At 70.5% G+C, this 22117-nt stretch carries 23 protein-coding genes; 14 read left to right on the top strand and 9 right to left on the bottom strand.

Annotation, left to right across the window (positions count from 1 at the left end; genetic code table 11):
• Positions 1-107: 107 nt before the first annotated feature.
• The 6 genes from ACFSNB_RS13240 to hyfB form a co-directional block, all read right to left on the bottom strand.
• Entirely contained in the window at positions 108-638 is a 531-nt protein-coding gene (locus ACFSNB_RS13240; protein ID WP_377317321.1) for an NADH-quinone oxidoreductase subunit B family protein, read from the bottom strand.
• Positions 635-2107 (bottom strand): hydrogenase large subunit, encoded by a 1473-nt coding sequence (locus tag ACFSNB_RS13235; protein WP_377317319.1) that lies wholly within the window; start codon positions 2105-2107, stop codon positions 635-637. The genes ACFSNB_RS13240 and ACFSNB_RS13235 overlap by 4 nt, the downstream gene beginning before the upstream one ends.
• Before the next feature lie 211 nt (positions 2108-2318).
• Positions 2319-3803, bottom strand: a complete 1485-nt coding sequence (locus tag ACFSNB_RS13230) for a hydrogenase 4 subunit F (RefSeq protein WP_377317317.1) — start codon at positions 3801-3803, stop codon at positions 2319-2321.
• Positions 3800-4468: a hydrogenase-4 component E gene (locus ACFSNB_RS13225; protein ID WP_377317315.1), complete on the bottom strand. Its 669-nt coding sequence runs from the start codon at positions 4466-4468 to the stop codon at positions 3800-3802. Before ACFSNB_RS13225 ends, ACFSNB_RS13230 begins: the two co-directional genes overlap by 4 nt.
• Positions 4468-5415: a respiratory chain complex I subunit 1 family protein gene (locus tag ACFSNB_RS13220; protein WP_377317313.1), complete on the bottom strand. Its 948-nt coding sequence runs from the start codon at positions 5413-5415 to the stop codon at positions 4468-4470. Before ACFSNB_RS13220 ends, ACFSNB_RS13225 begins: the two co-directional genes overlap by 1 nt.
• Positions 5412-7427: a hydrogenase 4 subunit B gene (hyfB, locus tag ACFSNB_RS13215; RefSeq protein WP_377317311.1), complete on the bottom strand. Its 2016-nt coding sequence runs from the start codon at positions 7425-7427 to the stop codon at positions 5412-5414. The genes ACFSNB_RS13220 and hyfB overlap by 4 nt, the downstream gene beginning before the upstream one ends.
• Positions 7428-7640: 213 nt before the next feature.
• On the opposite strand from hyfB, the gene ACFSNB_RS13210 reads away from it, so the two are divergent.
• The 3 genes from ACFSNB_RS13210 (at position 7641) to ACFSNB_RS13200 (ending at position 9006) form a co-directional block, all read left to right on the top strand.
• Positions 7641-8150, top strand: coding sequence for a hypothetical protein (locus ACFSNB_RS13210; RefSeq protein WP_377317309.1), 510 nt, complete (start codon positions 7641-7643; stop codon positions 8148-8150).
• 173 nt (positions 8151-8323) lie between these two features.
• A complete protein-coding gene (locus ACFSNB_RS13205; protein ID WP_377317307.1) occupies positions 8324-8569 on the top strand; it encodes a type II toxin-antitoxin system prevent-host-death family antitoxin in 246 nt (81 codons plus the stop codon).
• Between the two features lie 5 nt (positions 8570-8574).
• Complete coding sequence (locus tag ACFSNB_RS13200; protein WP_377317305.1) at positions 8575-9006, top strand: hypothetical protein; 432 nt, start codon at positions 8575-8577, stop codon at positions 9004-9006.
• A gap of 31 nt (positions 9007-9037) precedes the next feature.
• Here the strand turns inward: ACFSNB_RS13200 and ACFSNB_RS13195 are convergent, their stop codons facing one another.
• Positions 9038-9616, bottom strand: coding sequence for a hypothetical protein (locus tag ACFSNB_RS13195; protein ID WP_377317303.1), 579 nt, complete (start codon positions 9614-9616; stop codon positions 9038-9040).
• A gap of 213 nt (positions 9617-9829) precedes the next feature.
• Positions 9830-10501, bottom strand: coding sequence for an extensin family protein (locus ACFSNB_RS13190; protein WP_377317301.1), 672 nt, complete (start codon positions 10499-10501; stop codon positions 9830-9832).
• A gap of 267 nt (positions 10502-10768) precedes the next feature.
• On the opposite strand from ACFSNB_RS13190, the gene ACFSNB_RS13185 reads away from it, so the two are divergent.
• Genes ACFSNB_RS13185 through ACFSNB_RS13175 form a run of 3 tightly spaced genes read left to right on the top strand, consistent with a single transcriptional unit; the run spans position 10769 to position 14790 of the window.
• Complete coding sequence (locus ACFSNB_RS13185; RefSeq protein WP_377317299.1) at positions 10769-11875, top strand: NAD(P)/FAD-dependent oxidoreductase; 1107 nt, start codon at positions 10769-10771, stop codon at positions 11873-11875.
• On the top strand, positions 11872-13098 hold the full coding sequence (locus ACFSNB_RS13180) for a hypothetical protein (RefSeq protein WP_377317297.1): 1227 nt from the start codon (positions 11872-11874) through the stop codon (positions 13096-13098). The genes ACFSNB_RS13185 and ACFSNB_RS13180 overlap by 4 nt, the downstream gene beginning before the upstream one ends.
• A gap of 51 nt (positions 13099-13149) precedes the next feature.
• Positions 13150-14790, top strand: coding sequence for an AMP-binding protein (locus ACFSNB_RS13175; protein ID WP_377317295.1), 1641 nt, complete (start codon positions 13150-13152; stop codon positions 14788-14790).
• A gap of 193 nt (positions 14791-14983) precedes the next feature.
• On the opposite strand, the gene gluQRS is transcribed toward ACFSNB_RS13175, so the two are convergent.
• Entirely contained in the window at positions 14984-15808 is an 825-nt protein-coding gene (gene gluQRS / locus ACFSNB_RS13170; RefSeq protein WP_377317293.1) for a tRNA glutamyl-Q(34) synthetase GluQRS, read from the bottom strand.
• A 132-nt stretch (positions 15809-15940) separates the two neighbouring features.
• Here gluQRS and ACFSNB_RS13165 point away from each other — a divergent pair, with 132 nt between their 5' ends.
• From ACFSNB_RS13165 to ccmI, 8 genes are all read left to right on the top strand, one after another.
• Positions 15941-16615 (top strand): alpha/beta hydrolase, encoded by a 675-nt coding sequence (locus tag ACFSNB_RS13165; RefSeq protein ID WP_377317291.1) that lies wholly within the window; start codon positions 15941-15943, stop codon positions 16613-16615.
• A gap of 155 nt (positions 16616-16770) precedes the next feature.
• Positions 16771-17505: a heme ABC transporter permease gene (locus ACFSNB_RS13160; RefSeq protein WP_377317289.1), complete on the top strand. Its 735-nt coding sequence runs from the start codon at positions 16771-16773 to the stop codon at positions 17503-17505.
• 4 nt (positions 17506-17509) lie between these two features.
• Complete coding sequence (ccmD, locus tag ACFSNB_RS13155; protein WP_377317287.1) at positions 17510-17707, top strand: heme exporter protein CcmD; 198 nt, start codon at positions 17510-17512, stop codon at positions 17705-17707.
• Entirely contained in the window at positions 17704-18147 is a 444-nt protein-coding gene (ccmE, locus tag ACFSNB_RS13150; RefSeq protein WP_377317285.1) for a cytochrome c maturation protein CcmE, read from the top strand. The genes ccmD and ccmE overlap by 4 nt, the downstream gene beginning before the upstream one ends.
• Before the next feature lie 89 nt (positions 18148-18236).
• Positions 18237-20222 carry a heme lyase CcmF/NrfE family subunit gene (locus ACFSNB_RS13145; RefSeq protein ID WP_377317283.1) on the top strand — a complete coding sequence of 662 codons (1986 nt, stop codon included), beginning with the start codon at positions 18237-18239 and terminating at the stop codon, positions 20220-20222.
• 19 nt (positions 20223-20241) lie between these two features.
• Positions 20242-20787 (top strand): DsbE family thiol:disulfide interchange protein, encoded by a 546-nt coding sequence (locus ACFSNB_RS13140; protein WP_377317281.1) that lies wholly within the window; start codon positions 20242-20244, stop codon positions 20785-20787.
• Entirely contained in the window at positions 20784-21263 is a 480-nt protein-coding gene (locus ACFSNB_RS13135) for a cytochrome c-type biogenesis protein (RefSeq protein WP_377317279.1), read from the top strand. The genes ACFSNB_RS13140 and ACFSNB_RS13135 overlap by 4 nt, the downstream gene beginning before the upstream one ends.
• Positions 21260-22078, top strand: a complete 819-nt coding sequence (gene ccmI, locus ACFSNB_RS13130) for a c-type cytochrome biogenesis protein CcmI (RefSeq protein WP_377317277.1) — start codon at positions 21260-21262, stop codon at positions 22076-22078. The genes ACFSNB_RS13135 and ccmI overlap by 4 nt, the downstream gene beginning before the upstream one ends.
• Positions 22079-22117 lie beyond the last annotated feature (39 nt).

Genomic DNA, 22117 nt, shown 5'->3' with positions numbered 1-22117 from the left:
CAAGCTGAAGGTCCCGTCCGCGCCCGACCATCAATGGGATCCAAGGGCCTTGCGGCCCTTGGCGGGGGTGGGCGGAGCCCACATCACCCCGAAACCAGAATTGAGCGTCAGCCCTGGCTGTCGAGCAGGGTCAGCAGCCCGGCCAGGATCGCCTGCGGCTCGGGCGGGCAGCCGGGGATGGTCAGATCGACCGGCAGCACCGCCGCCGCCCCGCCCAGCACCGCGTAGGACCCGGCGAAGCAGCCGCCGTCCCGGGCGCAATCGCCCAGCGCCACCACCCATTTCGGCCCCGGCATCGCGGCATGGGTGCGGGCCAGCGCCTCGGCCATGTTGGCGGTGACCGGCCCCGACACCAGCAGCACGTCGGCATGGCGCGGGCTGGCGACGAAGCGCAGGCCAAGGCGTTCCAGATCGTAGACCGGCCCGTTGGCGGCGTGGATCTCCAGCTCGCAGCCGTTGCACGAGCCGGCATCGACGGCGCGGATCGCCAGCGAACGGCCCAGCCGCCGCCGCGCCTCGCGCTTGACCGCCGCCGCCAGTTCGGCGGTGGCCTCGGGATCGGGACGGAGCGGATCGCGCCGGGTGGCGGGACCGGCGATCAGGGCGCGCAGCATCAGGCGGGCGACCGGCGGAATCATTGGTCATGCCCCGAATAGGAACAGTTGAACGACTTGTTGCACAGCGGGAAGTCGGCGACGATGTTGCCCTTGATCGCCGCCTCCAGCAACGGCCACTGGAACCAGGACGGGTCGTGGGCGTGGAAGGCGGCAATGCGGCCCTCGTCGTCGAGCCGCAGCCACACCGCCACCTCGCCCCGGACGCTTTCGACCAGGGCCAGCCCCTCGCCCGCTTGCGCCGGCAGCGGGGCGAACACCGGCCCGCCCGGCAGTTCGAGCAGGATCCGCCCGATCAGACGCAGGCTTTCCGCCGCCTCGGCGAGCCGCACCAGCACCCGGGCATCGACGTCGCCCTTGAGATGCATCGGCACGGTCAGATCGAGCCGCTGATAGGGCGGATAGCCCGGACTCTGGCGGGCGTCCTGGCTGCGGCCCGAGGCGCGGCCGACCACGCCGCCGGCACCGAAACGGTGGGCCAGCGCCGGGGCCAGGATCCCGGTGCCCTGGGTGCGGTCGGACAGCGAGGGGGTGTTCTCGTAGAGATGGCCGACCCGCGCCAGCGCCGAGCCCAGCCGGTCGATCAGGTCGCGCAGGCAGGCGGTGGCCTCGGGCGGCAGATCGTCGGCCACCCCGCCCGGCACCACCCGGTCCATCAGCAGGCGATGGCCGAACAGCTCGCGGTTGAGGTCGAGCACCTGCTCGCGCAGGGTGATCGTCTCGGCCAGCAGAATCGCGAAGCCGGCATCGTTGGCGATCGCGCCGATGTCGAGCAGATGGCCGGCGAGGCGTTCCAGCTCGGCGAACAGCGCCCGCAGCCAGTGGGCGCGCGGCGGCGCCTCGATCCCGCTGGCGGCCTCGGCGGCGCGGGCGAAGGCCAGGGCGTAGGCGACGGTGGCATCGCCCGAGATCCGTCCGGCCAGCCGCGCGGCGGCGGCGGGGGTGCGGCCGCGCGCCAAAGCGGCGATGCCCTTGTGGGTGTAGCCCAGCCGGGCCTCCAGCCGCACCACCGTCTCACCCTGGGCATGGAAGCGGAAATGGCCCGGCTCGATCACCCCGGCATGGACCGGGCCGACCGGGATCTGATGCAGCCCGGCGCCCTCGGCCGGCAGGAACGGGTACGGCGCGGCGGCCGGCGCGGGCGGCAGCGGCTCGGGCGCCAGCGGGGCGCGCCGGCCCCAGCGGCCATGGTCGAGCCAGGGGCGGGTATCCTCCAGCCCCTCCGGCTCCAGCCCCCACAGGTCGCGGATCGCCCGTTCCAGCCGGATCGCCGACGGCCGCGCCGCCCCCAGCGCCGGGAAGCGCCGGTCCGGGCAGGGCAGCGAGGCGATCGCCACCGCGCCGTCGGCCTCGTCGCGCAGGGCGGCGTGAACCGCGCCGGCCTCGCCCCATTCGGCGATCAGCGCCCAGCCCGGCGCGGCGAGGCGGGCGGCCAGCGCCTGCCAGCCGGCGCGGTCAAGGGCGAAGCGGGGCCATGGCCGCGCCGCGACCACCGGGGCGCCGCGCTCGGCGAGGAAAGCGAGCAGGGTCGGATCGATCGTCGTCAGCGGCTTATCCCCCGGGCTCGTTGGGGACGACGGGGCTGCCGCCCCGGCCCCGCTTGGAGGCTGGCGCCTCCAAACCTCCCCTCTTTTCGAAAAAAAGGGGGTCCGGGGCATCGCCCCGGTTGGGTTTGGGCGAAAGCCCAACGGACACCAGCGGGCATCATCCCAGCATCCCCGCGATTCCGCGCAGCCACGCCGCCAGCGGCGCCGGCAGGGCCAGACCGGCCGCCAGCACCAGCGCCAGATGCAGCCCCATCGGCAGCAGGGCGAGCAGGGTCACCCCGCGCGGGTTGTTGCCGCCGGGCTCAAGCGACGGCGCGCCGAAGGCCAAGCCCTGCAGGCGCAGCAGCAGCGCGCCAAACGCCAGCAGCAGCCCGGCCGCCAGCGGCACCGCCAGCAGCGGCTGGCGGGCGAAGGCGGCGGCGAGGACCAGGAACTCGCTGACGAACACCCCCATCGGCGGCATGCCGGCGATCGCCAGCACCGCGATCACCAGCCCCCAGCCCAGCGCCGGATGGCTGACGGTCAGGCCGCGAATGTCGGCGATCCGCTTGGTGCCGGCGGTCTGGGTGATCAGGCCGACGGCGAAGAACACCGCCGACTTGGTCAGGGCATGCATCGCCATGTGCAGCAGCGCGGCGAAATTGGCCAGCGGCCCGCCGATGCCGAAGGCGAACACCACCACCCCCATATGCTCGATCGAGGAATAGGCGAACAGCCGTTTGACGTCGCCGCGGCGGTACAGCATGAAGCCCGACACGAACAGCGACGACAGCCCCATCATCACCAGCAGCGGCCCGGGATCGAGGGTGGCGCCGTTGGCGGCAATCAGCATCTTGAAACGCAGCAGGGCATAGAGCGCGACGTTGAGCAGCAACCCCGACAGCACCGCCGAGATCGGGGTCGGCCCCTCGGCATGGGCGTCGGGCAGCCAGGCATGCAGCGGCGCCAGCCCGACCTTGGTGCCATAGCCGACCAGCACGAACACGAAGGCGAGGTTGAGCAGATCGGGCTGGAATTCGGCGGCACGGCGCATCAGCTCGGTCCAGGCCATCGCGTCGGCCCCGGCCCCGATCACCGGCTGGGCGGCGAGATAGACCAGGATGGTACCGAACAGCGCCAGCCCGATCCCGACCGAGCAGAGGATGAAGTACTTCCACGCCGCCTCGATCGCCTCGGGGGTGCGGTAGAGGCTGACCATCAGCACCGTGGTCAGGGTCGCCGCCTCAACCGCCACCCACATCACCCCGGTGTTGTTGGCGGTCAGCGCCAGCAGCATGCTGAACAGGAAGGCCTGGAACATCGCGTGGTAGAAGCGCAGGTGATGCGGCGCCAGCTTGGCCGGCTCGCCGCCCCGGGCCATATAGGCGGCCGAGAACCACGCGGTGGTCATGCCGACAAAGGCGGTCAGCACCACCAGATAGAGGTTGAAGCGATCGACGAACAGCAGCCGGCTGGGCGGCGGCGGATCGGCCAGCAGCGCCAGCGCGGCGGCAAAGGTGGTGGCCGAGGCGGCAAGGTTGGCCCAGGCCGCCCCCCGGCCATTGCGCCACACCGCCAGCACCAGCGCCGAGGCCAGCGGCAGCGCCAGCACCCAGGCCAGCGGACTGTCGGGCGGCGGCAGGGCGGCGACGCGTTCGATCATGCCCGGTCCCCGCGATGGGGTTCGAGGTCGGCCAGATCGAGGGTGTCGAACCGCTCGCGGATGCGGAAGAAGAAGATGCCGAACAGGGTCATCGCCACCAGCACCGAAAAGGCCACCGAGATCTCCACCACCAGCGGCATGCCGCGCGCCGACACCGCCGCCAGGATCAACCCGTTCTCCAGCGCCATGAAGCCGACCACCTGGGTCACCGCGTTGCGCCGGGTGATCATCATCAGCAGGCCGAGCAACACCACGCTCATCGCCAGGGCCAGACTTTCCCGCGTCAGTGCCGCCGCGTTGGCGGTAACCGGCAGCACCAGCAGGATCGACAGCGCCACCAGCCCGACCCCGGCCATCATCGTCCAGCCGATCGGCAGGGCGGTTTCGACCGTGCGCTGGATGCCCAGCTTCTCGATCAGCCAATGCAGGGCGAAGGGGACGATCATCGCCTTGAAGATCAGGGCGATCGCGGCGGTGACGTAAAGGTGCGGCGCGTCCTGGACATGGGCCTGCCACCCCGCCGCCGCCGCCAGCGCCAGCGCCTGGAAGGCGAAGGTGTTGATCACCGCGAACAGCCGGCGCTGATAGAGCAGTTGCAGCCCGGCCATCAGCACGGTGGCGCCGATCAGGTGGGCGACGTCGTAGGAAATCTGGCCGGCACCCATCACACCGCCTCCGACACATAGAGGAAGATGGTGGCGAGCAGCCCGAGCAGCAGCGCCCCGCCGAGGAAGTCGGCGTAGCGGAACACCCGCATCTTGGCGATCGCGGTCTCGAACAGCGCCAGCGCCGAGGCCAGCGCGAAGCATTTGGCGAGGAAGGCGCCGAGCCCGATCAGCAGCCCGAGCGGCCCGGCCCCGGCCGGGGCGATCCCCCACGGCACGAACAGCCCGCCGATCAGGGCCAGGAACAGGGTCAGCCGCAGCATCCCGGCCAGTTCCATCAAGGCGAGGTGGCGGCCGGCATAATCCAGCACCATCGCCTCGTGCACCATGGTCAGTTCGAGGTGGGTGGACGGGTTGTCGATCGGAATCCGCCCGCATTCGGCCACCGCCACCATCACCAGCGCCGCCAAAGCGAGGCCGAGCGAGACCTCGATCCCCACCCCGCCATTCAGCACGAAGGCGATGATCCGCTCCGGCTGGGTGGTGCCCGACACCAGCGACAGCGAGAAGGTCGCCATCAGCATCGCCGGCTCGGCCAGACTGGCGATCAGCATCTCGCGGCTGGCGCCCAATCCACCGAAGGCGGTGCCGGAATCCAGCCCGGCCAGCGCGGTCCACACCCGCGCCACCGCCAGCAGCGCCACCAGGGCGATCAGATCGGCGGCCGGGGCCAGCGCCTGCCCGGTCGCGAAGGTCGGCACCAGACAGGCGGCCAGCCACACCGCGCTGAAGGTGACGTAGGGGGCGGCGCGGAACAGCCAGGAGGCGGAATGGGCCACCATCGGTTCCTTGCGCATCAGCCGGCGCAGGTCGCGGTAGGGCTGGAAGACCGACGGACCGATCCGGCCCTGGAGCCGGGCCTTGACCAGCCGCACCCAGCCGGTCACCAGCGGGGCCAGCGCCACCACCAGCAGGATCTGGCCGATCTGGAGCACCAGCGCGGTCATGAGCGTTGTCTCCAGGCCACCACCAGCAGCATCAGCACCAGGGTGGCGAACATCATCAGCAGATAGCCGCGCACGGTCAGGAACTGCAACCGGTTGACCCGGTCGGCCAGCGCCTCGACCGCGCGGATCAGCGGGCGGTACAGTCCGTCCCACACCGGGTCGATACTCCGCACGCCGTGGCGCGCCGGCTGGGTCGAGCCCGGCTCGGGCATCTCGACCGTCTCGACCACGCCGAACAGCGCGGCGCCGAACACCCGGCGCTGCGGCTGGGAGAAGCTCTGGGCGGTGTACTGGGTCTCGGGCAACAGCAGCCCGTCGGGGTTGCCGCAATCCCACGGATCGGCGCGGCGGGCGCGCGGCGCGCCGAAGCCGTGCGCCACCGCCACCACCACCCCGAACAGCGCCAGCCCGACCAGCACCAGCACCGTGCCGGAATAGGAGCCCCGGCTGGCCCCGGCCGGCGACAGCCACGGCCAGCCCAGATCCGACGACACCGCGAACGGCCCGCCGGTGATCGGCACCACCACCGCCGACAGGGCGTCGGTGACGGTGACCGGGATCGCGCCGAGCAGCAGGCAGGACGCCGCCAGCACCGCCATGCTGAGCCGCATCGTCACCGGGGTGGGATGGGCCCCGGCCTGGGCGGCGGCGAGCGAGCGCGGCCGGCCGAGGAAGGCGATGCCGTAGGCGCGGACGAAGCAGGCCGCCGCCAGCGCCGCCGCCAGCGCCAGCAGCGCCGCCACCACCGGCACGCCGAACTTCATCGCCCACAAGGGCAGGCTCGGCCCCTTGAACAGCGCCTGGAGGATCAGCCATTCCGACACGAAGCCGTTGAGCGGCGGCAGCGAGGCGATCGCCAGCGCCCCGACCAGGGCGGCCGCCCCGGTCCAGGGCATCTGCTTCAGCAGCCCGCCCAGCGCCCCCAGCCGGCGCTCGCCGGTGGCAGCCTGCACCGCCCCGGCGGCGAGGAACAGCAGGGTCTTGAAGGTGGCGTGATTGACGATGTGATAGAGCGCGCCGACCAGCGCCAGCGCCGCCAGCGCCGGCTCGCCGCCATCCTTGAACGCCAGCGCCAGCCCCAGCCCGATCGCGACGATGCCGACATTCTCGACCGTCGAATAGGCCAGCAGGCGCTTGAGATCGTCCTGGACCAGCGCGTGCAGCACGCCCAGCACCGCGCTGACCCCGCCGATCGCCATCAGCGCCGCGCCCCATTCCCACGGCACCCGCCCGACCAGATCGAACAGCAGGCGGATCAGGGCATACAGCGCGACCTTGGTCATCACCCCGCTCATCAGCGCCGAGACCGGGCTGGGGGCGGCGGGATGGGCCTCGGGCAGCCAGACATGCAGCGGCGCCAGCCCGGCCTTCGACCCGGCCCCGATCAGCGCCAGCGGCACCACCGCCGCCACCGACGCCGCCGGGGCGGCGGCGCGCAGGGCGGTGAAATCCCACGCCCCGGCCGGCCCGGCCAGCGCGGCGAAGGCGCCGAGCAGGCACAGGGTGCCGAACAGCGCCATGGTCAGATAAAGCTGGCCGGCGGCGCGGCTGTCGGCCGAACGATGGTCGGACACCACCATCAGCCACGAGGCCAGCGACATGAATTCCCACGCCATCAGGAAGGTGACGGCGTCGTCGGCCAGCAACACCCCGTTCATCCCGAACAGGAACAACGGCAGGAACGGCGTCACCCGGCGCGGCTCGGGCAGGTGGCTCGCATAGCCGATGGTGTAGAGCGCGGCGGCGGCGGCGGGAAAATCGACCACCACCAGGAACAGCGCCGACAGCGCGTCCAGCCGCAGATGGACCGCGCCCCACGGCAGCCCGAGCGGCAACACCACGGTCGGCGCCGGCTCGCCGCCGAACAACTGGCCGATTCCGGCCGCCAGCAAGGCGAGGCTGGCGGCGGCGCAGCCGGCGGCGACCAGCCGGTGGGTCGCCGCCCGCCCGCCGGCGACAATCGCCAGCAGCGACAGCAGCGGCAACGCGGCCAGGGCGGCGGCGATCAGCATCGAGGAGCGGACCGGACCATGCCGGACCGGCGGCAACGGGCAACAAATCTCACGCGAATACTCCGCCCCGGCCTGGACAGACCCTCAGAGACGGGCCAAGTGTAGCATGAGCGCCCCGGGGGGCGACAAGACCGGGGCTCCCCCTTGAATTTCCTCGCCTCGTGGCGCAAGGATGAGGCAATCGGGACGGCAGCCGGATCGAAGGGAGCGAGCGTGACGGAATCCGACCTGCCTCCGGAAGAACAGCAGCGGTTCGAGGCGTTCGTCGCCCGGCTGGGCGACGCCAACATCAGCGCCCAGACCCTGCTCGCCACCGATTATCTCAATCACTTCAACGAAATCGTGATGCTGATCGACATGATCCCGGACATGCCGGACATGATCGAGGAATGCAAGGCGTGGGAACCGCGCTCCTACGTCGAACATTTCGCCCAGTCGAGCTTCAAGGACCGCCAGCTCGCGATCGAGGCCTACGACGCCGTCCCCAGCAAATACCGCCGCCCGTTCGAGGAAACCCTGTCCCAGCTCAACACGGTGATCCAGGGCGGGGTCAACCGGCTCGAAGAGGAAATCGTCGCCGGGGCCGATCCCAATCTGGTCGCCGAACACGTCAAGGCGATCAGCCGCGCCGCCCAGGCCCTGATGGATTGCGCCAACGCCATCATCCACGGCTCCGACCGCGCCATGGCCCAGATCGAAATCGACAGCCTGATCACCGCGTAAGCTTTCGCTGGCGCGAAGGGGACGTGGGCGCCGCCCACTCCCGCCAAGGGCCACAAGGCCCTTGGAACCCATTGGTTTTCTCGGAAGGGGGGCGCCAGCTCAACCTTGACGCCGGGCAACACAATACGTATTTTACGTATTATATGCAAATGCGCGATCAAGCGAGGGGCATCATGGATACGGCCGGACGTGTCGTCACCACCGCCGGAGACCTTGTGCGCAAGTTCTCGCATTACAGCGATGTCGCGCTCGGCCAACCAGTCATCGTCACCCGAAACGGACGGCCACGCAATGTCCTCATCTCCGTCGAAGAGTATGAACGGCTGCGGCAGCGGGATCAGCAGGCCTTTCCGGCGGCGGAAACCCCGGATCATTTCCTCGCGGACATCCAAGCTCTCGCCGACGGTGAGGAAGACTGACGGGCATGGGGCCCGAGCGCGGTTCGGTCATTCGTTATTCCTACCTTTGGGCGGATGAAAGCGCCCGAGGGCGGGAAGAAGGCCGGAAGGACCGCCCCGCCCTCGTTCTCGCCTTGTCCATCCGGGACAGTGACGGGAAGACCGAGGTTCTCGTCCTGGCCGTCACCCACACGCCACCGGCCGGGGCCGACGACGCGGTGGCGTTCCCACATGACATCAAACGTCAGTTGGGTTTGGACGATACACCGTCCTGGATCGTGACCACGGAAGCCAATGCCTTCTTCTGGCCCGGGCCGGATCTTCGACCCGTGCCCGGCCGAACGCCGACGACGATGATTTATGGGCGCGTGCCGAACAGTCTGCTCAAACAGGTCGCCCGATCCTACCTCGCGAATCGCGACCGGCAGCGAAGCCGACGGGTCCCAAGGACACAGTAAAAAGATCTATATGCCACCTAAATAAAATAATCTACTCCTCTGAGATCCAACCAAAATCCATGCAAGGGCTTCTAACAGCAACAGATTCAATTTCCTTCATGCAATCCGCAACCATTTCTTCAAAATTTTGCCCGGCGTACATTTCTTTGATTATATCAATGGACGCAACTTCAACAAAATTTTCCGCCATTTTAACCCGATGGCGCAGTTCGTTCATTCCAAAAATCAAATGCAGAGACGCCGCCTCTGAGAAAAGCTTGTCATTCTCAGCCCTAAAAAAGTGATGCGCAAAATAATTTCTACTTTTTTTGAGATCTTTAAGCTCCCCAATCCCAGGTGAGATCTCAGGGCATTTTGAAACGAGGGTTATAAGTCCGCCCAGAGTTGCTGAAAAAGCCTTACGTTCCAGCTTGTCGTGATTAGATTGCCAATCCTGTAAATTTTTAAGTTCCCCGGCCATCACAGCCCGACGCTGTTCGTAGAAAATATAAAAATTCTGAATGGCCGCCTCGAGCAGGGCATATCCTGAAAACAAGAGGCCAAAATGCGACAAAACCTCTTTCTGCAAGTCAACACCATTACCGACAAGTTCAGGGAACTCATCGAGCAATTTCGCGTATCGTTCATCTTTAACCATACGCCCCGCCAAAAAATATAAAAAAGCCGCAAAATCGAAATCAATTGTGCATTTTTACTGATATGTTTACCAAAAAAAATCGCACCAAAAGGAGTGCTGTCGTCGCAGCCTTCTCCACCCAACGGGATCCAAGGGCCCTCGGCCCTTGGCGGGTGTGGGCGGAGCCCACACTTTGTTGTTCCCCGGCTACATCCCGCAGAGTTTATGGGGGCCGATATCGAGGTGGAGGTGGTCGGCGTGGACGGCGTTGTAATTGGGGGTCAGCACCACGCTGAACTGGTCGCAGGCGCCCTGGGCGACCTCGTGGAGGAAGGCCGAGGGGGCACCGCCGGCGCGCCAGTCGCGGCGGACGGTGACGATGCGGCCGTCGGCCAGTTCGAAGCCGCCGATATCGATCGCCTGACCGCGTCCGTGTTCGGACAGGCGGCCGCCGCGCACCGGCTTGCCGGCGGCGGCGGCGGCGACGGTGGCGTCGGTGCGGCGGGCGCGGCACTCGTAGGTGCCCATGTGCAGCAGGCGGGTGACCTTCTGGCCGAAATGGCGCTGGGCGGCGGGCTGGACCACCTCGGCCTCGAAGCGGTCGACCGTCTGCATCATCGTGCAGGACAGCACCCCGGGACGGCTCCAGCCGATGTCGCCTTCGCCGGTGACCTTGACCGGGTTGGTGATCTGGCAGGCGGGAGAAGCGGGGGCCGACAGGCCGGCGAGCGGCTCGAAGACGATGCCGCGATCGCGCAGATCCTTGAGGCAGGCGGCATCGGGGTCGAGCGCGACCGGCGGCGGAGGCGGCGGTGGAGGGGGCGGGGGCGCGGCGCAGGCGCCGGCCAGCGCCGCGACGGCAACCCAGAGAATTCGCACCGCGCGCGCCATCCCCGCCTCGTCGTTTCCGGAAACGAAATCCTTTTAGCGGAGCGGTCGCGGCGAAGTCACGCTTAATCCCCATTGACAAGGCAAAAGGGATCTGTTTGTGGCGTTTTTGCCGCAACGGCGGTGGCGGAACCGCGACGGCGGCGGCCAAGACAAGCACCCCGGCCGGCCAGGACCCCCGCCGCTTTCGCGGTGGGGACGCCGATGTTATGCTTGGCGGTATTTGGCGCGGTCTTCGCGCGGATCGAGAGCCGGGGCATGACGGAACAGCAAAGCGAAGCGGTCGATTGCGTCGTCGTCGGCGCCGGGGTGGTCGGGCTGGCGGTGGCCCGCCGGCTGGCCCAGGCCGGGCGCGAGGTGGTGGTGCTGGAACAGGCCGGGGCGATCGGCACCGGCATTTCCTCGCGCAACAGCGAAGTGATCCATGCCGGGCTGTATTACCCGCCGGGGTCGCTGCGGGCCCGGCTGTGCGCGCCGGGCAACCGGGCGCTGCGGGACCACGCCGCCCGCTGCGGCGTGCCGCATGCCCTGCCCGGCAAGCTGGTGGTGGCCAACGGCGCCGAGGAGGAGGCGACGCTGGCGACGCTGCTGGAGCGCGGCATCGCCAACGGCGCCGAGGGGCTGCGGCTGCTGTCGGCGGCCGAGGCGCGACGGCTGGAACCGGAGCTGGTCTGCACCGCCGCGCTGCTGTCGCCCACCACCGGGATCATCGATTCCCATGCGCTGATGCTGTCGCTGCTGGGCGAGGCCGAGGCGGCGGGGGCGATGCTGGCGCTGCATGCGCCGCTGCTGTCCGGCCGGGCCGAGGGCGGACGGATCGAGCTGGAGGTCGGCGGCGCCGAGCCGATGCGGCTCAGCGCCGCCAGCGTGGTGCTGGCGGCCGGGCTGGGCGCGCCGGGGCTGGGGCGGGCGCTGGGGCTGCAAGACGTGCCGGACGGGCATCTGTGCCGGGGCAATTATTTCGCCCTGACCGGACGGGCGCCGTTCACGCGGCTGGTCTATCCGGTGCCGGTCGCGGCCGGGCTCGGGGTGCATTTCACCCTCGACCTGGGCGGGGCCGGACGGTTCGGCCCCGATGTCGAGTGGCTCGATCACGAATCCTACGAGGTCGATCCGGCCCGGGCGCTGCCGTTCGTCGCCGCGATCCGGCGCTATTGGCCCGGGCTGCCCGACGATGCGCTGGCCCCGGCCTATGCCGGGATCCGGCCGAAGATCACCGCGCCGGGCGAACCGGCGGCCGATTTCCGCATCGACGGGCCGGAGCGCACCGGAATCCCCGGAATGGTGGCGCTTTACGGCATTGAAAGTCCTGGTCTGACATCCTGCCTGACGATCGCCGACCTCGTCGCGGAGTTGCTGACATGACCGGACCGTCCCTGATTCGTCGCCTGACCCTGGCGCTGCTGCTGGCGGGTGGCCTCGCCGGACCGGCCGCCGCGCTCGACAAGCCGCGCGACTTCAACCCGCCGATGCCCGAGCAGGTGCCGAACTTCCGCGCCCAGACCCGCGACGTGCTGATCGAGCTGGCCAGCTACGCCAAGAAGCGCGATCCGCATTTCCAGATCCTGCTGCGCAACGGGGTGGAATTGCTGGCCAAGGGCGATTGGGAGGAGCAGTGGGACGCCCTGCACGATCCCGCCGGCACCAATTTCTATCGCCGCCTGCCGCCGCGCGCGGTCTACCGGCCGCTGGTCAAGCTGCTCGACGGGCTGGTGATCGACGGTCTCTATTGCGGCAAGCAGGCGTTCGACCAGCCGCTGGAGGCCGCGCTGAAGGCCCGCCGCGCCGACGACGCGGTGATCGACCGCGACAAGAAGCTGGGGGTGATCCGCCCGCCGCTGCCGACCGAGATGGGACCGTTCAGCAACGATCCGGCGGTCGAGTTGCGCCGCGCCGCCGAGATCCAGGAAAAGATCGAGCGGATCGAACGCCAACGCCGCATCCTCTATGCGGTCGATGCGATGCGGGCGGAGAACCGGGTGCTGCTGTCGGTCGAAAGCTGCACCGGCCCGGCGGCGGCGGCGGCCCTGCGCGCCGGGGCGCGCGACCATGTGGTGCCCTACCTCACCGCCAGCGGCCGGCTCGACGAGGGGCCGAAGACCCATCCCCCCGGCGAGAATTCGGCCGAGACGACCTCGCTCGGGGCGGTGCGGGCGTGGCTGCCGCTGCTGCGCAGCGACCGGTTCGGCGACAAGGGCGCCTTCGTCGATGCGGTGGCGGGCGACAATGACGATCTGGTGGTGATCGACGTTGCCCAGCGGGCCCAGGGCGTGACCAAGGACGACCTGACCCGGATGAAGTTCAAGAAGATGGGGCCGCGCCGGATGGTGTTCGCGGTGCTGCCGATCGGCCGGGCCTATGACTGGCGCTGGTACTGGCAGAAAGGCTGGGACGTCGGCAATCCGGCCTACCTGTTCGCCCATGACGCGGCGCCGGGCAGCTACATCGTCGATCTTGCCAACGGCGAATGGAAGGCGCTGTTGGGCAAGTACCTCGCCGCGGTGATGGATCTCGGCTTCGACGGCGTGATGTTCGACGATGTCGACACCTATCTGTGGTTCGAGGAACTGATGCCGATCGACCACTGAGCCCGGCGGCCGCCGTCGCCGGCACCGTTCCCTTTCGTCCCCCGAGGCAGCGTGCTCAACAATCCCCGCAGTTACGAAGAAGCCTGCCGCACCTTCCGCTGGCGCGTGCCCGACCGCTACAATCTGGCGTTCGACCTGTGCGACCGCCATGCGCTGGGCGGGGCCGACGGCCACCGCACCGCGCTGGTGGTCGAGCGCCCCGACGGCGAGGGCGAGCATTACACCTTCCTGGTGCTGCGGCTGCTGGCCAACCGGCTGGCCAACGTGCTGGCCGCGCGCGGGGTCGGCGCGGGCGACCGGGTCGGCCTCGCCCTCGCCCCCGGGCTGGAGGCGGCGGTGGCGCTGCTGGCGGTGCTGCGGATGGGGGCGGTGGCGGTGCCGCTGCCGCTCGGGCTCGGGGCCGCGCCGCTGGCGTGGCGGCTCGACAACAGCGGGGCGGTGGCGCTGATCGTCGATCCCGGCGTGCTGCCGGCGGTGGCGCTGGCCCGGCCGCATCTGCCGATGCTCGGCACGGTGCTGGTCGCCGCCGACCGCCCCGGCCCCGACGCCCCGGCGCTGTGGCCGGCGATCGAGGTCGCCTCGGACAGCTTCGCCCCGGTGGTGACCAGCCCGGATTCGCCCGCCTTCCTGTTCTATCCCGGCGACACCGCCGGGCGGCCGGGCGGAGTGATCCACGCCCACCGGGCGATGATCGGCGGCCTGCCGGCGATCGAGCTGGCGCTGGGGCTGTTCCCGCAATTCGGCGACGTCGCCTGGACCCCGGGCGACTGGATGACGCCGGAGGCGCTGTTCCGGCTGGTGCTGCCGGCGTGGCATCACGGAGTGGCGGTGGTGGCGAGCCCAGGTCCGTTCGATCCCGGCCGGGCGCTCGACCGGATCGGCCGGCTGGGCATCCGCGCCACGTGGCTGCCGCCCGAGACGCTGGCGCCGCTGATCGAGGCCAGCACCGGCCGCACCTTCGCCCGGCCGCGCGCGCTGGCCAGCGGCCCCGATCCGCTGACCGCCGACCAGCACGAGGCGGCGCTGCGCGCCTTCGGCATCCATGTCAACGAGGCGTGGGGGGTGCTGGAAACCGGCGCCGTCACCGCCAACCTCGCCGGGATGATGGAACTGCGCCCGCCCTCGCCCGGGCGGGCCGCCCCCGGCCTGACCATCGAGGCGACCGAGGAAACCGGCCTGCCGGTGCGGGCCGGCCGGCGCGGCATCCTGGCGGTGTCGGCCGATGCTCCGGGCAATTTCCTCGGCTATTGGGAGGGGGGCAGCGGCCCGGCCGAACGGCGGGGCAAATGGCTGCTGACCGGGCGGCTGGGCTGCCGCGACCTCGATTACTATGTCTGGCCCGAGCCGCTGGCCTGCGAGGAGGGGGCGGTGCTGATCGCCGGCCGGCGCGTCCGTCTCGACGAGATCGAATCGACCCTGGCCCACCACCCGGCGATCGCCGCCGCCGGGGTGATCGACGTGCCGGGCGGCCTGCGCGCCTTCGTGGTGTTCAAACCCGGTCCCCCGCCCGAACCGGCCGAATTGCGCGAGTGGATCCGCCTGCGCCGGGGCGCCGACGCGGTGCCGCGCTGGATCGAGCCGACCGACGCCCTGCCGCTGACCGTCGATGGCACCCTGCTGCGCGACGAACTGCGCACCCGGCCGCTGCGCCTCGGCGGCACCTCGCCCGAGGATCGCTGGAGCGGGCGCTAGGCGCGCGGGTTCGGTTGGGGCACTGTGGGCTCCGCCCACACCCGCCAAGGGCCGCAAGGCCCTTGGAACCCTTTGGTGGGGGGCGCCGATACGCCTTTCCGCTTGGGCGCGGATGCTTGCCGCGCGAAGGACAAGGAAAGGGTTCCAAGGGCCTTGCGGCCCTTGGCGGGTGCGGGCAGAGCCCGCGCTTTTTTCAGCCGTGCCCGGCCATCGCCCGCACCTGGGCCGGATCCACCCCCGCCTCGCGCAGCGAACGCAGGGTCTGGGCGCGGTCGCGCTTGGCGAGGCGGCGACCGTCGGGGCCGAGCAGCAGCGGATGGTGGGCGTAATCCGGCACCGGCAGCCCGAACAACGCCTGCAACAGCCGATGCAGATCGGTGGCGGCGAACAGGTCCTCGCCCCGGGTCACCAGGGTCACCCCCTGACGAGCATCGTCGAGGGTGACGGCGAGATGATAGCTGGCCGGACAATCCTTGCGCGCCAGCACCACGTCGCCGAAACGGGCCGGGTCGGCCGTCACCGTGCCGGCATGGCGGTCGTGCCAGCAGAGCGGCCCGGCCTCGGCGCAGGCGGCGGCGACGTCGAGCCGCAGGGCGTAGGGCTGGCCGGCGGCGATCCGCTCGGCCCGCTCGGCCGGGGTCAGGGCACGGCAGGTGCCGGGATAAAGCGGCCCGTCCGGCCCATGCGGCGCGGTGGGGGCGGCGGCGATGTCCTTGCGGGTGCAGAAACAGGGATAAAGCAGCCCACGCCCGGCCAGTTGGTCGAGCGCGGCGCGGTATTCGGCGAAATGCGCCGACTGGATCCGCACCGGCCGCGCCCAGACGAGGCCGAGCCAGGCCAGATCCTCCAGGATTTGCCCGGTGAAGACCGGGCGGCAGCGGGTGCGGTCGATGTCCTCGATCCGCAGCAGGAAGCGGCCGCCCTCGGCGCGGGCCGCCTCCCAGGCGGTGAGGGCGGCGTGGGCGTGGCCGAGATGCAGCTCGCCGGTGGGGCTGGGGGCGAAACGGGTGACGATCATCCTGCGCAACGGCCAAGGGAAAAGGCTTCACGACACGGGGCCGGCATGGGAGGATGGCTCCCCCTGGCGGCCGGCGCCGGCGCCAGCCTAGCCCGGATCGCGGCCGCCGTCACCGCCCGCCCCGGAGCCGTCATGTCCGAGCAATCCCCCCTGCCCCTTACCGGCCCCGAGGCCGCCCCCGCCTCCGGTGGACCGGCGGCGCAATTGGTGGTGCTGCTGCACGGGCTGGGGGTGGACGGCTCCGACCTGATCGGCCTCGCCCCCTATTTCGCCGAGGCGCTGCCCGACGCCGCCTTCTTCGCCCCCGACGCGCCCGACCCGTGCGATCTGGTCCCGTTCGGCCGGCAATGGTTCAGCCTGCAGGACCGCGCCGCCAGCCAGGTGGTGGCCGGGGTGCGCGGGGCGGCGCCCCGGCTGGCCGCCACCATCGCCGCCGCCGCCGCGCGCTGGGGAGTCGGTCCCGGCGACGTCGCCCTGGTCGGTTTCAGCCAGGGGGCGATGATGGCGCTCGATGTCGGCCTGCGCCGCGCCCCGCCGCCGGCGGCGATCGTCGCCTTTTCCGGGGCGCTGGTCGATGCCGCCCGCCTGCCCGACGAGATCGCGGGACGGCCGCCGGTGCTGCTGGTCCACGGCGCCGAGGACGAGGTGGTCAATCCGGCCAGCCTCGCCACCGCCGAGCGGGCGCTGGGCGCGGTGGGGGTGCCGGTGCTGGCCCAGTTGCGGCCCGGGCTCGGCCACGCCATCGACGACGAGGGGGCGGCGCTGGCCCGCGCCTTCCTGCTCCAGGCCTTTGGCGGCGCCGACTGACGGCATGCCTCCCGGTTGGCAAGTTGACCCGGAAATCGCGGCGAAAAAAGGGCGGAAACCCGGGCGCCCCCTGCCGTTCGGCCGGGGGACGCAACCGCCGTTTTTCCTCCCCGACGATCGTGACACGCGGCGGATTCCAGGCTAGAACTAGCCGCATGCACCGCTATGCCAATCCCGCCCGCTTCCTGCGTCTGGCCAAGGCGATCCTGCCGTATTCGTCGGGGCTCGCCATCCTCCTCATCGCCTCCGGCCTGTGGTTCTCGCTGGTCGGCTCGCCCGCCGATTACCAGCAGGGCGACAGCATGCGGATCATGTATGTCCACGTCCCCTCCGCCTGGATGGGGATGGTGTGCTACGTCGCGATGGCGGTACTGAGCGCGATCGCCCTGATCTGGAAGCATCCGCTGGCCGATCTGCTGGCCCGGGCCACCGCCCCGGTCGGCGCCGCCTTCACCCTGCTCTGTCTGGTGTCGGGCTCGCTGTGGGGCAAGCCGATGTGGGGGACGTGGTGGGTGTGGGATGCCCGCCTGACCAGCATGCTGATCCTGCTGTTCCTCTATCTCGGCTACATCGCCCTGGTCGACGCCTTCGACGATCCCGAGCGCGGGGCCAAGGCCGGCGCGATCCTGGCGCTGGTCGGCGCGGTCAACATCCCGGTGATCAAGTTCTCGGTCGATTGGTGGAACACCCTGCACCAGCCGGCCAGCGTGGTGAAGATCGGTGGCCCAGCGATCGATCCCAGCATGCTGCTGCCGCTGCTGCTGATGGCATTCGGGTTCAAGGCCTATTGGGTCACCGTGCTGCTGCTGCGCGGCCGGGCCGAGATCGCCGCCCAGAAGATCCGCGTCCTGCGCCTCGCCCGGGTCCAGGCCGCCGCGCAAGGAGAATGAGCGGATGGAAGCCCTCACTGCCTGGTTCGCCATGGGGGGCTATGCCTCCTTCGTCTGGCCGGCCTATGCCCTGACGCTGGCGGTGCTGGCCGCCGTGCTGGTGATCTCGCTGCGGCAGTTGCGCCAGCGCGAGGCCGAACTCGAACAATTGCAGGGCGACCGCCGCGCCCGGCGCGGCGGCGGCAACGGGGCGGCGCCATGAATCGCAAGCAGCGCCGCCTTTATTTCGTGCTGCTGGGGCTGCTGGCGCTGGGCGCCGCCGCCACGCTGGTGCTGACCGCGATCTCGGATTCGCTGGTCTATTTCTATACCCCGAGCGATCTGGTCTCGAAGCAGCAGCCGGAAGGCCGGCGGATGCGGATCGGCGGTCTGGTGCAGGAACACAGCGTGATCCGCGACGGCGAGCGGGTCGCCTTCGTCGTCACCGACCTGCGCCACAGCCTGCCGGTGCGCTATGCCGGGGTGCTGCCCGACCTGTTCCGCGAGGGCCAGGGGGTGGTGGTGGAAGGCCGGCTCGGCGCCGACGGCACCTTCCAGGCCAGCGAGGTGCTGGCCAAGCACGACGAGAAATACATGCCGAAGGACGTCGCCGACGCCCTCAAGAAATCGGGTCAGTGGAAGCCCCCGGCCCCGGCCAACTGAGCGTGGCGGCCGGCTGAGCGCGCCGGGCGGGGGGATCCCCCGCCGCGCCGCGCGGCGCCCGCCCTCTCCGACGAAAGGACCGACCACCGATGATCGCCGAAACCGGCCATTTCGCCCTGGTGCTGGCCCTGGCCGTCGCCGTGATCCAGGCGACGGTGCCGCTGGCCGGCGCCCGGCGCGGCCGCCCCGCCTGGATGGCGGTGGCCGGCCCGGCCTCGGCCCTTCAGTTCCTGCTGATCGGCCTCGCCTTCGCCGCGCTGGTCCATGGCTACGTCACCAGCGACTTCTCGCTGGTCAACGTCGCCGGCAACAGCCACACCGACAAGCCGATGCTGTACAAGGTGGCCGGGGTGTGGGGCAACCACGAGGGCTCGCTGCTGCTGTGGGTCACCATCCTGGCCCTGTTCGGGCTGGCGGTGACCCTGTTCGGCCGCAACCTGCCGCCGGGGCTGAAGGCCCGCGCGCTGGCGGTGCAGGCGATGATCTCGATCGGCTTCCTGCTGTTCCTGCTGCTGACCTCGAACCCGTTCCAGCGGCTCGACTCGGCGCCGTTCAACGGCAACGGCCTCAATCCGATGTTGCAGGATCCCGGCCTCGCCTTCCATCCGCCGATGCTCTATCTCGGCTATGTCGGCTTCTCGATGGCGTTCTCGTTCGCCATCGCCGCCCTGCTCGAAGGCCGGGTCGATGCCGCCTGGGCCCGCTGGGTGCGGCCGTGGACGCTGGCGGCCTGGGTGCTGCTGACCGGCGGCATCTTCCTCGGCTCGTGGTGGGCCTATTACACCCTGGGCTGGGGCGGCTGGTGGTACTGGGATCCGGTCGAGAACGCCTCGCTGATGCCGTGGCTGGCCGGCACCGCCCTGCTCCATTCCGCCGTCGTGGTCGAAAAGCGCGACGCGCTGAAGAGCTGGACCATCCTGCTCGCCATCGTCACCTTCGGCTTTTCGCTGCTCGGCACCTTCCTGGTCCGGTCCGGGGTGCTGACCTCGGTCCATGCCTTCGCTACCGACCCGGCGCGCGGCATCTTCATCCTGCTGCTGCTGGTGGCGGCGATCGGCGGCTCGCTGGCGCTGTACGCGGTGCGGGCGCCGGCGATGAAGATCGGCGGGCTGTTCGCCCCGATCTCGCGCGAGGGCGCGCTGCTGTTCAACAACGTGCTGATGTCGACCGGGGCGGCGACGGTGCTGCTCGGCACCCTTTATCCGCTGATCGCCGACGCGCTGGGGCTGGGCAAGATCTCGGTCGGGCCGCCCTTCTTCAATTCGGTGTTCCTGCCGCTGATGGTGCCGATGGTGGTGATGATGGCGCTGGCGCCGATGATGTCGTGGAAGCGCGGCGATCTCGGCGCGGTGCTGGGGCGGATGCGGCTGGTCGGGCTGATCGCGCTGCTGGTCGCCGCCGCAACATGGCAGCTTCAGGGCGGCAATGCCGGGCCGTGGTGGAGCGCCGCCGGCTTCGGGCTGGCGGCGTGGCTCGGGCTCGGCACCCTGGCCGACCTCGCCGAGCGGATCCGGCTGTTCCAGGCCCCGGTGCAGGCGCCGTTCCGCGCTTTGGCCCTGCCGCGTTCGGCCTGGGGGATGATGCTGGCCCATTTCGGGCTGGCGCTGTTCATCGTCGGCCTGACCGCCTCGGGGGCCTGGACCACCGAATCGGTCCAGGTGCAGAAGATCGGCGAGACGGTGACGGTGGCCGGCCGGGCGGTGACCCTGACCGCGGTCGAGCAGGTCGAGGGGCCGAACTATCTGGCCCGGCGCGGCCATTTCACCGTCAGCCGCAACGGCGTGGTGATCGCCGAGATGGAGCCGGAGAAGCGGGCCTACCGCAATCCGCCCCGCCCGATCACCACCGCCGCGATCCGCTCGGGGATCACCGGCGACCTTTATGTCGTGATCGGCGATCCCGACCCGAAGGGCGGCGAGGCGGCCGGCTATGTCACCCGGCTGTATTTCAACCCCTGCATTCCGTGGCTGTGGGCCGGGGGCCTGCTGCTGATGCTGGGCGGCCTGATCAGCCTCGCCGACCGGCGCCACCGCATCGGCGCGCCGACCCGGGCGGCCCGCGCCGCCGATGCTTGACGACGAAAGGGGCAAGGCGATGCGTCGTGCGCTTTATCTGCTGCCGGTGCTGGTGTTCGTCGGCCTGGCGGTGCTGTTCCTCAAGGGGCTGACCCTCGACCCGCGCGAGATCCCCTCGGTGCTGATCGACCGCCCGGTGCCGGAGATGGCGCTGCCGCCGCTGCCGGGCCGTCCGGCCGACAGCGGGCTGGCCTCGGCTGACCTCAAGGGCCGGGTGTCGGTGGTCAACATCTACGGCTCGTGGTGCATCGCCTGCCTCCAGGAGCACCCCACCCTGCTCGCGCTCAAGCAGCAGGGCGAGGTGCCGATCCACGGCATCGACTGGCGCGACGACCCGGCCCAGGGCGCGGCGTGGCTGGCCAAGCACGGCGATCCCTACCAGCGGGTCGGCAGCGACCCCGCCCCCGGCCGCGCCGCGATCGATTTCGGCGTCACCGGCGCCCCGGAAAGCTTCATCGTCGATCAGAACGGGGTGATCCGCTACAAGCATATCGGCCCGATCACCCCGGACAATTGGCGCAAGACCCTGCTGCCGATCATCCGCAAGCTGGAGGCCGCGCCATGAGAGCGCCCGCTCTGCCCGCCATCCTGCTGCTCGGGCTGCTGGCGGCGGCGCCCGCCGCCCTCGCGGTCAATCCCGACGAGATGCTGCCCGACCCGGCCCAGGAGGCGCGGGCCCGCGCCCTCGGCCAGGGGCTGCGCTGTCTGGTGTGTCAGAACGAATCGATCGACGAATCCGAGGCCGACATCGCCCGCGACCTGCGCCAGATCGTGCGCGAGCAGATCCGCGCCGGCCAGTCCGACCAGCAGATCGAACGGTTCCTGGTCGATCGCTATGGCGATTACGTGCTGCTGAAGCCGCCGTTCAAGCCCGCCACCCTGGTGCTGTGGCTCGGCCCGCCGCTGCTGCTGCTGGTCGGGGCGGCGACGGCGGCTTTGTTCTATCGCCGCCGTCGCGGCGCCCCCGCCCCGGCCGAGGCGCCGCTGAGCGCCGAGGAACAGCGCCGGCTTGAGCGGGTGCTGAAGGAGAAGGGCGAATGATCTGGATCCTGTTCGGTGGCCTGACCGCGGTGACGATGCTGTGGCTGCTGCTGCCGCTGCTGCGCCCGCCGGCCGCCGCCGCCCAGCGCGCCGCCTATGACCTCGCGGTCTATCGCGACCAGCTCGACGAGATCGGCCGCGACATCGAGCGCGGCCTGCTGTCGCCCGATCAGGCCGAGGCCGCCCGCACCGAGATCAAGCGGCGGATGCTGGCCGCCGCCGACGCCCCCGCCACTGTCACCGCCGCCGGCGCCGCCGGCTGGCCGGCGTGGCTGATCGCGCTCGGCCTGCCGCTGCTGTCGTTCGGGCTGTACGCCCTGCTCGGCTCCCCCACCCTGCCCGACCAGCCCTATGCCGGCCGCGCCGCCGAGATCGCCGAGGTCCGCGGCCAGCTGTCGATGATCGAGGACCGGGTGCAGAAGCTGGAGGAACGGCTGAAGGCCAATCCAGGCGACGGGCAGAGCTGGGCGATGCTCGGCCGCTCGCAGCGCGCGCTCGGCCGGGCCGAGCCGGCCCGGCAGGCCTACCGCAAGGCGGTCGCCCTGCTGCCCGACGCGGTCGAACCCCGGATCGAACTGGCCGGGATGCTGATCGAGGAGGCCCAGGCCCCGACCCCCGAGGCGGTGGCGCTGCTGCGCGAGGTGCTGGCCCATCAGCCCGACCAGCCCGACGCGCTCTATTTCGTCGCCCAGGCCGAGCTGGGCGCCGGCCACACCGCCCAGGCGCGCGAGATGCTGACCCGGCTGGCCACGCTGCTGCCGGCCGGATCGAGCGACCGCGCCGAGGTCGAGAAGCAGATCGAAAAGCTGAAATAAACGGTGATGCGGGCGCTGCCCGCACCCGCCAAGGGCCGC

Source organism: Phaeospirillum tilakii, from assembly GCF_042683125.1.
In the GTDB taxonomy this organism is placed as follows: Bacteria; Pseudomonadota; Alphaproteobacteria; order Rhodospirillales; family Magnetospirillaceae; genus Phaeospirillum; species Phaeospirillum tilakii.
This window is presented reverse-complemented; position numbering and strand designations above follow the sequence as displayed.